Below are 14,717 nucleotides of genomic sequence, written 5' to 3'. Positions count from 1 at the left end.
GGTTTAAAATGCTACCAAAAGACAATATGGTTAGACTTTATCGCCAATATGGTAGTTGTTTAATGTTGACGATAGTGACACGGCGCAATGTGAAATTAGGGACGAGCACTTTTGATTACACCTTCGACATCCCCCCAAGAATTAGCAAACCTGCTTAATGTAAAGCTTCAATGGCTAAATTTCATAGTTTATAAAAAACAATTATTAGATTCTTACGAGTCATTTGAAATCGAGAAAAAGAATGGTGAAACGAGAACTATTCTTGCCCCTAACAGACCTCTAAAAGCAGTTCAACGCAAATTAGTGGATCTACTAGAGCAGAGTAGCTCTCCCCATTCTGCGGCAACAGCATTTATTAAAGAAAAAGGTATAGTTTTCAACGCAAAAAAACATTTAAAAAAAACAGCCGTATTTAATATCGACTTAGAAGATTTTTTTGGTTCAATTCACTTTGGACGAATATACGGAATGTTTATAGCTCCGCCTTATTCACTTCAATCTGAAACTGCTAGACTCATAGCAAATCTATGTTGCTATGACCGAAAGCTCCCACAAGGTGCACCTACATCCCCATTAGTATCAAACTTAATTTGTCGTTCATTTGATCGAGATATGAGCCATTTAGCGAAGCAAAATAGCGCTTACTATTCTAGATATGCCGATGATATAACATTCTCATTCTCTCATTTATCGTCGCAAAATATTTTTACTGAAAACAGAGATCCGAGTTCAGATTTAACAGCTTTGATTACTCAACACGGTTTTAAAATCAATCAGCAAAAGACTCGCGTGCAATACAAAAACGAAAGACAAGTTGTAACAGGCTTGAAAGTTAACCGTAAGATCAATATTGACCGTCGATATATACGTACCACAAGAGCAATGGTTCATTCAATGACTCTAGATTTAGACAATGCTAGGGAAAAATTTCGATCCAAATATCCAGAGCATAAAGCCAGCCTAGATAATGTTGTACATGGCAGAATCACGTATATAGGTATGGTAAAAGGCAAACACTCCAGTGTATACAGAACCCTAGCCTCTAACTTCAATACTATTGGACTAAATATACGCATAAAACTATCGACAGAGAATGATCAAAAAATCAACTTTAATACAGTTTACAAATCGAAAATAAACTTGCTACAAAAAGCAATTTTAGTAGTAAGTTTCGAAGGCTATCAAGAAAACAATGAAATAGACGAATTTGTCCAAGGGAGCGCATTCTGTATAGCAAAAAATATCTTCGTCACGGCAGCACATACATTCAAAAAATCTGGTGCAACGAAAGGATGTTTCTTAAAGTTTGCAAGTGGTCACGACAAATTTCATGCTAAGATAATTAGTAGGATTGATCGATTCGATATCGCTTTTCTTCGCCTTGAAACAAACACCCCCGCTACAGAAACGATTGTACCACTTTCGATCTCCCAAAAACTCAAGACAATTAACTCAGGTTATGAACTACTGCTAGCAGGCTTTCCCAAATACGCCGATTACCACGCGCAGCTAAGCCTCATAGAAATGAAAGTTATTAAATCAAGTTATAAACGTCACCATGCAGAATATATGGGAGTAGATAAAGATATAGAGGGTGGAGCCAGTGGAGCTCCATTGTTAAATGCATATTGCGAGGTTATTGGGATGGCTCTTCAAGGCAGAACCGTTGAGCAAGATGAGGAAGAATTTATCATTGATGGAGAAAATTCCTTCATCTCAGCTAGACATTTTAAAACCCCATTTCTTGAGTTGAACTCTGTGACTAGCGAACTCTTCTCTAAACCTCCACTAAAATGAAATATGACAGAAGCGAGCAGCCTAACCTTAGTAAGAAACGTTATGTATAAAACTGAATTAACAGTTTGTTTACCAAGTGAATCAATACTTACAACATCAAACTGAATAGAACCTCTGTTTAAGAAAATCGACGAAGGTTTTAATCTGCATGGGTATGTATTTAGACTGAACATATTGAGCGATAATGTCACCTTGATAATTACCCTTCATGTGCCAGTCTTTGAAGAGTTCGACAACTTGGTTTGTCTCAAGATACGGTTGAATGGAAAATTCAGGAAACACCGAAATACCCATGTTTTGCAGTACCGCTTCACGACGTATTTCAGAGTGATTCACACTCATTGAGCCTTGTACTTGAACTGACTTCTTAACCGTCCCTTTGGTAAATTGCCACACCTGATCGAGTGGGCTTTCACCAAGACATAGGCAATTGTGCCCAATCAGCTCATCAGGATGAGCTGGTACACCATGTTTTTCAAGATAGTCTGGTGTAGCGCAAACCATTAATCGGCATTGTCCGAGCACCTGACCAATTAAACCTTGCTCTGGGTTATCTGTAATACGAATAATCACATCCACTTGATCACTGATAGGATCAATATAATGATCAACCACTTTAAGCTGCAACATCACTTGTGGGAAAGTCTGCATAAACTCCAGCACCATAGGCATGAGTATTTGCCTAGACAAAGCTTTAGGAGCCGCCACTCGCAACACCCCGGATACTTGGCTTTTATCCACCTGTGCTGCTGACACAGCCAACTGAGCAGATTGCAGCATATCTCGACACAGATAATACACCTCTTGACCTGTGTCGGTTAACGTCATCTTGCGGGTGGTTCTTTTCAGTAACTTCTCTTCTAACGTATTTTCCAAACGCGTCATAGAGCGACTCACAGAAGACGTCGCCATGCCCAATTTGATTGATGCTTTTGAAAAACTACCTGCCTCCACCACACTGACAAAAATCGCCAATTCCGATAACAAAGGGATCAATCTATTCATATCCATAATGCAAAAATCCTTTGCGAATTAGCCATATTGTTTACCTGAAACTAATTATAGATACTCTTTGAGTCAACCTCTCTAAAAGGGAAAAACGAAATATAATGAAGAAGTTAAGAAGTATTGAGGATCTGGATACCGTTTGTGACTCAGCACAGCATGTCCTCACCTTATTCAGTGGTGGCTTAGACAGCACCTATATACTGGAACTTCTAAGCAAGAAAGACGTAAAAGTCACAGCCTTAGTGGTCGATCTTGGTGCTGAAATCGATGTTTCTTCCCTTGGGCTTATTAGCAAACATTATGATATTGACCTGCGCATAGTGGATGCAAAAAACGATTTGGTAGAAGGCGCTATTGTGGCAGCAATACGGTCACAAGCACTGTATTTAGGTGACTATCCTGTCAGCTCCTCCCTATCACGTCCCTGCATAGTGAAAAAAGCCGTAGAGGTGGCGCAAGAACTCAACTGCGATGCCATTATTCATTCTGCCAATCAATCTCAAAACAGCTTACGACGTCTAAATGGCGCGATTGAATCCAGTACTTTTGACGGTTTTTATGGCTCGCCTTATGAATACTCCGCCCTCACCAGAGAAGAGAAAAGCAATGCCGTAGTGGCATCTGGATTAGTGTCTTTTAAATCACGTAATGTTAGTGGTGATGAGAATCTTTGGTGCCGTGAATTTGAATCCGGCATTCTTGATGATCCAGAGAATTTTAATTTGCCTGAATCATTATTTACTTGGTCAAAATGGGATCCCCTACAGCATTTCGATCACCATCAGGTCAATATTGGCTTTTTTAAAGGCTACCCCGTCACCATCAACAACCACCCTATGGATCTGATCCAAATCATATCTACCCTTAACAGTCGAGCTGGTGCTTATGAAATGGGACGTTATGTGGGTTTTGACCACCTTGATAACGATGAAAAAGTGCTGGAAATCAGGGAAGCGCCTGCTGCCACCCTATTAATGCGAGCTTATAAACTACTCGAAACCGCCATCTTGCCGACCGACGTACTAAGAACAAAATCTCTACACAATGACATTTGGACTCAAGAAGCCGTGGAAGGGAGATGGGAAAGTGTCTTAAAAGAGGCAAGCTATGCCTTTATTCAGCACACGTCAACCCAAATTACCGGCCATGTGACCTTTCAGCTTTCCAGAGGAAATGCCATAGCAAAACGTATTGTAGGGCGTCATGCCAAATACCTTTGCAATCGTGATGATTGGGAAGTTCAAATTGCTCAGCAACGCAGTTTGAGAAGCCTGCCTCGTAATGAAAACAAAATAATAGAAACCATTTAGGGACATGGAATCACCTTATGCATCGTAAGCAAAATCTTAACCCGTCTGTTTCAGAAGCCTTAAAAAAGCAACATTATGCGCTTATTAGTGGTGAGCAAGTCCTCAACGACCTACAGGTGGATGGTCACGTCATCGAGGATTTTTGCGCCTGTTGGGATCTACTAACACTTGATAAGTATATGGGCGATGGCGGCACTTACCGCTATCGTCGCTATGGTCAGTTTTTAAAATCCAAAGGGAATGAAAGGTTAACGCAATTACCACATGAGGCCTACGTTCAACCGGCCCATATCAATTATCTTAATGGCGATATCGAGCGTCATTTTGATCCTCTTACCAAAGACTTTATTGAATCCTCAATTACGACCAAGCTATTGACATATATGTGTGACATCTATGATGAAGTGGAAGGGCAAGCCACAGACTGGAACATTCGTTTACACCCTTATCGCATCCTCGCCAATCGTCAAGAATTGGGCAAACCCACCCCTGAAGGCCTGCATCGTGATGGTGTTACTTATATCGCCACTTTGTTAATTAATCGAGTCAATATTGTCGGTGGCAAGAGCATTCTAGTGAATAACGATGGCCACCATTTAATCCAAACTACCCTAGAACAGAAGTTCGATTTATTGCTTGCCGATGATGAAAAAACCCTACATAAGGTAACCCCTATCATCATCAAAGACACTGCCACAAAAGCCTATCGGGATGTGTTAGTCATTGCATTTACAAAACTGGAGGCAGCGCAACATGGAAATGACAGCCAAACTATTCAATAAACACAAGCACTCCTTCCCCATCACAGAATGCTTGCTATTATTAGTCGCCATTTTCTGGGGAACCAGCTATGGGCTCACCAAAAGCGCTTTGCTTTACACTAGTGTGTTGGTGTTTATTTCCATTCGCTTTTCCATGACCTTTTTGTGCTTGCTGCCAATGGTACTAAGAGATTTTCGTTTAGGTCGAAACAAGGATTGGCAAGTTGCTCTGCCAACAGGGTTGATTCTTTCCGCCATCTTTTTTTGTGAAGTATTTGGTGTGGCCAACACAACGGCTTCAAACGCCGCATTTTTAATCAGTTTGTCGTTACTCTTCACAGCGATTTTGGAAGCCTTAATGACACCACAGAAACTCAAGCAGTGGCTGTGGTTAATGCTGCTTTGCAGTATCAGTGTATTCGGTGTCTTCCTGTTGACAGGAAAGCAAAGCGACATTTTTTCGCTCAATAAAGGAGATTACTTTATTTTAGGGGCAGCTTTACTGCGTGCTGGCATGGTTACATTCACAAAACGTTTTACCGAGAATAAATCCATATCGACCACAACACTGACGGCCATTCAATCATTCGTTGTTGCCAGCGTGGCCATCCTACTACTCATCATCTTACCGGACAGTAAGATGACTCTTCCTGATGAACTGGCCTTTTGGCTGACCCTTATCTACCTAGTGTTATTTTGTACCTTATTCGCTTTTTATGTGCAGAATTATGCCGTCAGAAGAACCTCACCAACTCGGGTTGCTCTATTGATGGGAAGCGAACCACTATTCGGTGCTATCTTTGCCCTAGTTTGGCTGAATGAATCTCTCTCCCTAACTCAGATCATAGGGGCAGGCTTTATTTTACTCAGTGTGATTGTTACATCTTTGCAGCGTACTTAGGGTTGGCGAAGCAGCGTGCCAACTGTTTCGCCTGCACGCTTTTCATTGTGGCTTTAGATTATGTTTGTACATTCAAGCTCACAATCACCATGTGTTTTTGCTGTAATTGATATGATTAGGACATTTGATAAGCAGGGTAATATTGCGCTTTTTCGATACTAGTTTCACTCGGAAGAAGTCCGGTAGTGAAGAAACCAAGAAATTCATAATGGACCGGGTGATCAGAATGACGGCCAACATATTGAATAAGTTCGTAATGGTGCTTGTCCTTATTGAAGTGCAACTGACAAGCTTGAATGCTATTACTCATGGCATCGATACTTTGTCCATCACCATTGATCTGGGTGACTACGTAGAAATGCAGGTCACCTTTGTTTTCAGGGTGAGGAACTCGACCAACACCAATCAGCACTTTTTTAGACACTTCTAAGGTATACTTGCTGGGAATATTCGGACTACTCCCATACACCACCCACTTCCTTTTACAACATTTACCTATGCATTTATGCACTTTTGTTAAGATAGTGAAAAAATCGGTTTCACCATCAATGCCAACGTCATGGGAGACACAAGCATCATGAAAAATGGCCGCCGAATTTCGTATTCTGGGCTTTAAGTTAACGCAATAGCTCAGACTATTTGAGTACTCGCCATAGTTACGAAATCTGTCCTTCACTATAACTTCATCTTTTTTTGCCACCCTATCCCTCCTTTAGTCCTTTGATTGGCACTATTAACAGCGTATGAAACGAAGTATTTTATACAGTGAGGATAGAACATAATCGGCAAAATGCAGGGAAAAATAGGTTAAAAGTAACTAACTAGTAATGATCTTCTGTATAAGATCTAAATACCCATTTTATTAAAGTTCCATTTAAGAAACTCATGATAAAAATGGCGGTTAAAACGACATTATTTAAGCAGAATAACAATGGAAAATTGGAAAAATAACAAAATCGAATGATGTTAACACCAAGCTTGCCAACCAAAGGAAAAGACAATGAGAATACTGACGAATATCTGTTCTGATGATCTTCCTAAAAGCAGAGACTTTTACGTATCACTACTTGGTCTTAAGGTGAACTACGAAAGCAATTGGTATATCCAACTGTGTTCACCAACGAACTCCGACTTGGAATACGGTATTATTCAACGGAATCATGCATTGGTTCCCAAAGAGTACCAAGCCATACCCACGGGCATGTATGTCACTTTTGTGGTGGAAGACATAGAAGGGATTTATAACAAAGCGCTAACCATGAAAGTTCCCATCCTCCAAACGCCACGTAACGAATTCTATGGCCAAAGAAGATTCCTTGTTAAAGACCCAAGTGGTTGTTTAATCGATATTAGCTCCCCCTTGGCAAACTGAATCCTCTCCTGATACCGCGAACAGATTCACTCTTGCTTACGTCATTTCATTTATGGCATCTAAGCTTTCTGGCAGTATTTGACCACCATCCACAACCATTTGCTGACCGGTAATATAGCTGGCTTCATCGGTCGCAAAAAACAATGCCGCGTTACCAATGTCCTCTACCGAACCAAGTCGTTTCAATGGAATAGAAGCCGCCATAGACGTCAAATACTCTTCCCCCAGATCCGCCAAACCTTCCGTCATTATGTTACCCGGCATCACCGCATTAATCGTAGTATTATAAGGCGCTAATTCCATTGCAGCGGTTTTAATAAAGCCCAACTGACCGGATTTGGATGCACCATAGTGAGACCAACCCGGATAACCAGTTACAGGGCCTGTAATGGAGGAAGTAACGATGACACGGCCCTGCCCGGCTTTGGCAAAATGAGGTAAGCAGGCTTTTACCGTCAAAAACGTACTTTTCAAATTTGTCGACATAACCTTGTCCCAATCATCAGCAGACATATCGATCATTTTTTGTTGTGGAAAAATCCCTGCGTTGGCACACAGAATGTCAATTTTTCCATACGTTTCAAGGGTTTTTGATAATAAAGCTTGCACATCTTGCCAATTCGACACATCACATAAACAATAATCCGCTTGCCCACCTGCGGCGATGATGTCGTCCACTGCTTCCTTTGCATCTTGCTCACCACGTGCCGCAATCATGATTTTCACACCTTGTCTCGCAAACACCTTGGCAATGCCCTTACCTATGCCTTTTGATCCGCCCGTCACTATAGCCACTTTTCCCGAAAGAGATGCAAACATGGTGAAACAACCTCGCTTATCTGATGAATATTTGTCTTGGATTCCTATTTTGGAATTAACTTTGCAAGAAACGATCCAAGCGAGTTATTTCATAACATTCATCAGCAAATGCGCTTTGCTTGATAAATGAATCTGCTGAAACGGGGAACTGAGAGTGTATAACGAAGGCTTCATTGAACGCATTAAACTAGGTCTACAAGTTTTACTTCCTTCTTGGGGGATCAGCGACATGGCTGAGGTTAAACTACTGACTTTATCGGAAAACGCCACCTTTCTGGTACAGGATCCTCAGCAATCTGCTCCTATCATTCTTCGCGTACACAGACCCGATTACCACAGGTTTGAGGAAATTCGCTCCGAACTCGACTGGCTACAGGCCTTAACGCAAAGTGACACAGTAAAAGCACCAGCACCAATAAAACGCATCGATGGCTCACTAATAAGCGCTTTTATGGACGGTGACCAACAAAGGTATGTGGTGGCCTTTGAATTTTTAGCGGGAGATGAACCTAAGGCAGATGAGGATCTGGTCACAGGTTTCGAAACCCTGGGTGCCATATCAGCAAGACTGCATAATCATGCGCTACATTGGACTTTACCAGCACACTTTGTGCGCAAAAGCTGGACCTATGATACCGCTTTGGGCGACACGCCATTATGGGGAAGCTGGCGTCAGGCCATTGATTTAGCTCCAGAACAAGAAAACCTACTGGATCAGTTGTGTGCTGTATTAAAGCAAAAGCTGGCAGACTATGGTCAAGAAGCGGATCGTTTTGGTTTGATTCATGCGGATTTACGCCTGGCAAATCTGTTGGTCGATGACGGTAATTTATCTGTGATTGACTTTGATGACTGTGGTTTTAGCTGGTTTATGTATGACTTTGCTGCCGCCATCTCCTTCTATGAAGAGGAAGCCTATATTGCCGATTTGCAAGCAGCTTGGTTAAAAGGCTATCGTTCGATACGTGAATTATCCGCACAGCACGAGGCCATGATTCCCACCTTTATTCTGTTTCGTCGTTTGCTGTTAACCGCTTGGGTTGCCAGTCATTCAGAGACGCAAACCGCGCAAGACGTTGGTCTGGGCAAATTCACTCAAGGCACCGTCAAATTGGCGCAAGCCTATTTGGATAATCTGGCAAAAGTTGAGGAAAATAACCGGAGACAAGAAGCATGACGGAGCTTTATCCAAAGCCAGACAAGCCTGCCCAAATCCTGGATATGAATGCCTTTGATCAAGCCAGGTCCAAGGTTAGTCATGCAGTACAACGTAGATTAAATAATGTCGGCGCCTCATCTGTGCTGTTTTATCGCCAGCCAATCGAAATGGTCTTTGCAAAAGGCGCTTGGATGACAGCGGCTGATGGGAGTGAATATTTAGACTTTTATAACAATGTGCCTTGTATTGGTCACTGTCACCCTGCGGTGATTGAAGCTGTGGCTCAACAAATGGCCAAACTTAACACCAATACACGATATTTGGTAAACATAGTGGATGAGTACATTGAAAAGCTCAAAGCCACCTTCCCAGCGCCATTGTCCAATGTCGTGCTGACTTGCTCTGGCAGCGAAGCCAATGATCTGGCCATGCGCTTGGCTTGTAAATCGACTCGAGGAAGCGGCTTTATTGTCACAGAATGCGCCTACCACGGCAATACCGCCTATGTGACACAAGTGTCTCCTTCCAGCTTAAAAAACGACACCTTACCTAACCATGTGGTAGCGATTCCAGCGCCTTCAACACAAAACTATGGCGCGGATATAGAGCAGGGCTTTGCCAATCGGGTACAAGCTGCCATCGATGAACTTTCCCAACGCGGTATCAAGGTGGCAGGGCTATTATTAGATTCTATTTTTTCTTCCGATGGTGTATTCACACACCCAAACGGCTTTTTGCATTCTGCTGTTGAAGTCATTCGTCGTGCCGGTGGTGTGTATATTGCTGATGAAGTACAGCCGGGGTTTGCACGTACTGGCACCCATTTCTGGGGTTTTTCCGCCCACGCAGTGGTACCTGATATGGTCACTATGGGCAAACCCATGGGTAACGGTTTTCCCATGGCCGGGGTGATCACCAAACCTTATTTATTAGAAGCCTTTTGTGAGGATGTGGGGTATTTCAATACCTTTGGTGGCAACCCTGTGGCTGCAGCGGCGGGCCTCGCGGTATTAAACACCTTAGCAAGTGAAGGCCTACAAGAAAATGCCCGCGTTTTGGGGAATCAGATTAAAGCTCATCTTCTCGATATTGCTGAACACTCTTCCATGATAGGGGAAATACGTGGCTCAGGATTATTTTTCGGCATAGATATCCAAGCACAGGGCGTACCTGATGCTGAACGCACTATTCAGGTGATTGATCGCTTACGAGAGCAAAAAATATTGGCAGGTGCCGCAGGCAAACAGGGCGCAACCTTGAAATTAAGACCCCCCCTTTGCTTAACACAAGCGGAAGCCGAATTCTTCCTCGACGGTTTTCGACAAGTTGTCCTAGACTGAAACAAGACAACAAGGGAGCAGGCACATGTATCAAGAGGTGATCGACTTTTGGTTTTCAGAAGTGGATCCAAAGCAATGGTTTCAAAAAGACCATGCTTTTGATCTTATGATTCAGCAGCGTTTTGGAAAACTACACGACCAAGCAAGCGCTGGAGAGCTCTTTTCATGGCGTCATACTGCCGTCGGAAGTTTGGCAGAAATCATCATTCTCGATCAGTTCTCTCGCAATATTTATCGAGATAAACCCGCTGCCTTTGCCTCAGACCTATTGGCGTTAGCTTTGGCTCAATTCGCAATAACACAAGGCTTTGATTCAGAGTTACCCGAAAAACAACGTGCTTTCCTCTATATGCCCTTTATGCACAGTGAGTCTAAACTCATTCATGTCGAAGCTTTATCCCTTTTTACATCACTGGGTAATGAAAACAATTTAGCCTTCGAGATTCAGCATAAAGCCATTATCGATAGATTTGGTCGTTACCCCCACCGCAATGCCATTTTGGGCCGTCCGTCTACTGAGGCCGAAAAAACATTTCTTCAGGAACCCAATTCTAGCTTTTAAAAGCTTGCCTTTCTAAGTTCCACTATTTATAGTCCGCCCTAATCGGAATATTCCAGGATCAGGAATTAACAATAGCTTTGGCTATTAGACGATAGCGCAGTTTCTATTACATCGATACAGGAGGTTAGTATGAAAATAGTCATTATTTCTATTGGTACTCAAGGGGACGTAAGACCTTTAGTTGCATTAGGCATTGGACTTAAAAAATTAGGTCATCAGGTCTGCCTTGTTTGTAATATCAAATTTCAACCTTTGGTTGAATCCGCCGGATTAGACTTCTCTCTTATTGATGCCGATTTTCTTGAGCTGATGGCAACTAACCCGGAGCAGCTTAAGAAGGGCAAAAGCATCTTAACAATATTTAAGGTTGCTCGCCGAGGCATACTCAATATGGCTGATCAATGGGCAACTCAAGGTATCCATGCAGCTAAGGGAGCAGATTTACTGATAGGTAGTGGCATGTCTGTCCCCATAGTATCCTCTTTGTCAGAATTACTCGACATCCCCTTTGCCATATCACATCTGCAACCCATGACACCGACCCGAAAAATTCCGGCCATGGGATTACCGTTACCAAAAGACAAGGGAAGCGAATGGTATAACCTTGCCAGTCACCATGTCTTTCGCTTTATCGGCTGGCACATTTTACGTCCAGCGATTAACACCAAACTACGTAAACAATTAGGGTTAAAGCCCTATCCTTTGCATAGCCCTTATTATTTACCCGCAATAAAGCACAAACCAATCCTTTATGGATACAGCCAACATCTGTTACCAAGCCCAAAAGATTGGCAAGCCAATATTGCCGTATCTGGATTCTGGTTTTATGACCAAGCTGCTAGTTGGCAGCCTCCAAAATACCTAGAAGACTTCCTCAATAACGGTTCTAAACCCATCTATGTAGGATTTGGTAGTATGCTTAATGGAAATGCTGCTGAGTTAACAGAAAAAATCATTACCGCCATTCGCTTAAGTGGCCAGCGGGCCATACTGGCTTCTGGATGGGGTGGCTTATCGACAGAACAAATATCTGGCTTAGAGAAGCAAATCTGTCTCATTGACAACGCCCCGCATGATTGGCTCTTTCCTCGTGTCAGCATGGCGATACATCATGGCGGAGCAGGTACCACAGCCGCGGCAGCAAGAGCTGGTATTCCCTCTATTATCGTGCCTTTTTTAGCAGACCAACCCTTTTGGGCCTGGTGCCTAAAACGACTTGGAGTGTCTCCTGGTTCTCTGGACCAAAAAAACTTTTCGGTGACACAATTGGTGCGTTACATTGAAGATGCCAATTCAGCAGCGATTCAACAAAATGCTTCCCAATTAGGTCAGAAGATTCGCGCTGAAAATGGCGTAGAAAATGCGATACTCGCTTTAAAAGAGTTTGGCTACCTTCATTAACAAACTCCCCTCTTCTAAAATAACGGTTCTCTCATGCGCCCATGATCCAGACGTCCAAGTGGATCATGGGCGTATCCACTTCCCCTAAACTGAGACAGACATGATTTCAATTTGCGCCAATCTTAGGTGACCGTGAATTAAGAAAGATACGAATAGGTCTTTCCTAATACTCAATCCATGTTTTAAATAGACTGATTATCCCATCAACAGATAATATGAACGCAACTTCTATACTAGTAAGATAGAAAGACAAGGTTCCGCAATGAGCATAATATGACACAAAAAATTTGCATGCCTTCGAAACCTCTGTTGGCTTTTCTTTATCGTTAGCCCTCCTATACGCTTATCCGACCAGCAATATTCCATCGCTCACCTAAATCACCTTCATTCATACAAACCTTAACAAAAGCCCTCAACTATCTAACTTGAAAAAAAACGGGGGTCTTCTAATCTCAATAGTAAGAAAACAACCATTGCTTTCTTTCCTAACGGACCTATCTCATTTGAGGAAAAATTATGTTAAGCGGATTGTTTCCAGGATCTTCCGACAGTACCTTACAAGTGTTAGAACAAGCGATCGATGCGGTCGTTAGTATTGATGAAAACAATAAGGTCACATTTTTTAATAAAGCGGCTGAAAATTTGTGGGGCTATACGCGATCAGAAGTGATAGGTAATAACGTTAAAATGTTGGTGCCTAAAGCAATACAAGCCAATCACGATGACTATGTCAACGCCAACCGCACAACGGGAATTGATAAAATTGTCGGCCAATCCAGAGATATATTGGTGCCACGAAAAGACGGCACCAATATATGGTGTAATCTCGCACTTTCTCGGATTAAAATGAATGGAAAAATCACCTATACCGCTTTTATCAAAGACATTTCCTCACAAAAAGAAGCCATTGATAGAATTGACCAAACCTTAGAACAGTGTATTGATGGGGTGGTCACCATAGATGAAAACAATAATGTTATCTTTTTTAATAAGGCCGCAGAAAAGCTCTGGGGAACCACAAGAGACCAAGTATTAGGTAACAACGTTAAGATGTTAGTGCCCAGAGCCATTCAGGGTAATCATGATAATCTGGTCAATGCCAACAGAACCACTGGCGTCGATAAAATTGTTGGCACCTCTCGAGACATTCAAATCGAAACACTTGACGACCGAAAGATTTGGGCAAACTTGTCACTGTCTAAAATTGAATCAAATGGCAAAATTCTTTACACCGCCTTTGTAAAAGACATTACTGAACAAAAATTACAACAAGAACAATTCGCCACACTCTCATTGGTGGCCAACGAAACAGCCAATTCCGTTGTTATTACAGATGAGAAGGGCTTAATCGAATACGTCAATCCTGGCTTCACCAAACTGACGCATTACACCTTAGAAGAGGTGATAGGCAAAAAACCCGGTTCGATGCTTCAAGGAGAACACACGTCCAAAGCCACAGTGGAAAGGATATCTGAAAACCTTCGTAATCGTGTTGCCTTCTACGATGAAATCCTCAATTACGATAAACATGGTGATGCTTATTGGATCAGTTTGGCAATTAATCCCGTGTTCGATGAAAATGGTGAGTTAATTAAGTTCATCTCCATCCAAGCTAATATTGACGAAACCAAACGAAGAGCCTTAGAAAATGATGTTCGTTTAGAGGCCATTAATTTAAGTAATATCGTAATGGAATTTAGTCCTAACGGAGAGCTGGAATTAGCCAACCCTAAAGCAATGGAAAGTTTTGCTATCTCCGAGTTCGCTACCTTGCAAAGCAATATCAAAAACCTCAACACCTACATCACTTCCGAACAGTGGAGTAAGGTACAAAATGGCGAATTCATCAATGCCGAATTGACCATGAATGAACTCATTCTGGCCGTTGCCATAACACCGGTATTCGATGCGGAAGGTAATCTCAGTAAAATATTGATTTATGGTTCTGACGTCACAGAACGAAATGCCGTGATCAAGAAAACACACGGCGCTATGTCTCAAGTTTTAGAGCGTATTGGTAGTATCATTCAAACCATTAACGGCATTTCTGATCAAACGAATTTACTGGCCCTCAACGCTGCCATTGAATCCGCTCGCGCTGGGGAAGCGGGACGAGGTTTTGCAGTGGTAGCAGACGAAGTACGTAACCTTGCCAAGAGTACGACAGAATCGGCCCATGAGATTTCTTCTCTTATCGATGAAACGAAAAGCCATGTGGATCAATTGTCTGCCTATATGAACAGCGACGATTAATTTACCCATGCCCTATCATCAAGGAGAGGAAAAA

General features: G+C 42.3%; 13 protein-coding genes. 10 read left to right on the top strand and 3 right to left on the bottom strand.

The window, feature by feature from the left end; translation table 11 throughout:
* Positions 1-111 precede the first annotated feature (111 nt).
* Positions 112-1,797, top strand: a complete 1,686-nt coding sequence (locus ABXS85_RS13495; RefSeq protein WP_353667042.1) for a reverse transcriptase domain-containing protein — start codon at positions 112-114, stop codon at positions 1,795-1,797.
* A gap of 96 nt (positions 1,798-1,893) precedes the next feature.
* On the opposite strand, the gene ABXS85_RS13490 is transcribed toward ABXS85_RS13495, so the two are convergent.
* Positions 1,894-2,808, bottom strand: a complete 915-nt coding sequence (locus tag ABXS85_RS13490; protein ID WP_353667041.1) for a LysR family transcriptional regulator — start codon at positions 2,806-2,808, stop codon at positions 1,894-1,896.
* A 98-nt stretch (positions 2,809-2,906) separates the two neighbouring features.
* Between ABXS85_RS13490 and ABXS85_RS13485 the strand changes: the two genes are divergently transcribed.
* The 3 genes from ABXS85_RS13485 to ABXS85_RS13475 are packed head-to-tail and all read left to right on the top strand — an operon-like array spanning position 2,907 to position 5,777.
* Positions 2,907-4,115 (top strand): argininosuccinate synthase-related protein, encoded by a 1,209-nt coding sequence (locus ABXS85_RS13485; protein ID WP_353667040.1) that lies wholly within the window; start codon positions 2,907-2,909, stop codon positions 4,113-4,115.
* Positions 4,116-4,132: 17 nt separating this feature from the next.
* Positions 4,133-4,897, top strand: coding sequence for a 2OG-Fe dioxygenase family protein (locus ABXS85_RS13480; RefSeq protein ID WP_353667039.1), 765 nt, complete (start codon positions 4,133-4,135; stop codon positions 4,895-4,897).
* Complete coding sequence (locus ABXS85_RS13475) at positions 4,869-5,777, top strand: DMT family transporter (protein ID WP_353667038.1); 909 nt, start codon at positions 4,869-4,871, stop codon at positions 5,775-5,777. The genes ABXS85_RS13480 and ABXS85_RS13475 overlap by 29 nt, the downstream gene beginning before the upstream one ends.
* A gap of 115 nt (positions 5,778-5,892) precedes the next feature.
* On the opposite strand, the gene ABXS85_RS13470 is transcribed toward ABXS85_RS13475, so the two are convergent.
* Positions 5,893-6,477 carry a hypothetical protein gene (locus tag ABXS85_RS13470; RefSeq protein WP_353667037.1) on the bottom strand — a complete coding sequence of 195 codons (585 nt, stop codon included), beginning with the start codon at positions 6,475-6,477 and terminating at the stop codon, positions 5,893-5,895.
* Positions 6,478-6,777: 300 nt separating this feature from the next.
* On the opposite strand from ABXS85_RS13470, the gene ABXS85_RS13465 reads away from it, so the two are divergent.
* Complete coding sequence (locus ABXS85_RS13465) at positions 6,778-7,149, top strand: VOC family protein (protein ID WP_353667036.1); 372 nt, start codon at positions 6,778-6,780, stop codon at positions 7,147-7,149.
* A 36-nt stretch (positions 7,150-7,185) separates the two neighbouring features.
* Here ABXS85_RS13465 and fabG read toward each other — a convergent pair whose 3' ends face one another.
* The gene (gene fabG, locus ABXS85_RS13460; protein ID WP_353667035.1) at positions 7,186-7,968 is read right to left on the bottom strand and encodes a 3-oxoacyl-ACP reductase FabG; all 783 of its coding nucleotides are present in this window, start codon (positions 7,966-7,968) and stop codon (positions 7,186-7,188) included.
* A 154-nt stretch (positions 7,969-8,122) separates the two neighbouring features.
* Here fabG and ABXS85_RS13455 point away from each other — a divergent pair, with 154 nt between their 5' ends.
* The 5 genes from ABXS85_RS13455 (at position 8,123) to ABXS85_RS13435 (ending at position 14,683) form a co-directional block, all read left to right on the top strand.
* Positions 8,123-9,145: a phosphotransferase gene (locus ABXS85_RS13455; RefSeq protein WP_353667034.1), complete on the top strand. Its 1,023-nt coding sequence runs from the start codon at positions 8,123-8,125 to the stop codon at positions 9,143-9,145.
* Positions 9,142-10,467 carry an aminotransferase class III-fold pyridoxal phosphate-dependent enzyme gene (locus ABXS85_RS13450; protein ID WP_353667033.1) on the top strand — a complete coding sequence of 442 codons (1,326 nt, stop codon included), beginning with the start codon at positions 9,142-9,144 and terminating at the stop codon, positions 10,465-10,467. The genes ABXS85_RS13455 and ABXS85_RS13450 overlap by 4 nt, the downstream gene beginning before the upstream one ends.
* 25 nt (positions 10,468-10,492) lie before the next feature.
* The gene (locus tag ABXS85_RS13445; protein ID WP_353667032.1) at positions 10,493-11,029 is read left to right on the top strand and encodes a DUF924 family protein; all 537 of its coding nucleotides are present in this window, start codon (positions 10,493-10,495) and stop codon (positions 11,027-11,029) included.
* Positions 11,030-11,158: 129 nt separating this feature from the next.
* Positions 11,159-12,430, top strand: a complete 1,272-nt coding sequence (locus ABXS85_RS13440) for a glycosyltransferase (RefSeq protein ID WP_353667031.1) — start codon at positions 11,159-11,161, stop codon at positions 12,428-12,430.
* Positions 12,431-12,946: 516 nt separating this feature from the next.
* On the top strand, positions 12,947-14,683 hold the full coding sequence (locus tag ABXS85_RS13435; RefSeq protein WP_353667030.1) for a PAS domain S-box protein: 1,737 nt from the start codon (positions 12,947-12,949) through the stop codon (positions 14,681-14,683).
* Positions 14,684-14,717: the final 34 nt, after the last annotated feature.

It is taken from the genome of Marinomonas sp. THO17, from assembly GCF_040436405.1.
In the GTDB taxonomy this organism is placed as follows: Bacteria; Pseudomonadota; Gammaproteobacteria; order Pseudomonadales; family Marinomonadaceae; genus Marinomonas.
This window is presented reverse-complemented; position numbering and strand designations above follow the sequence as displayed.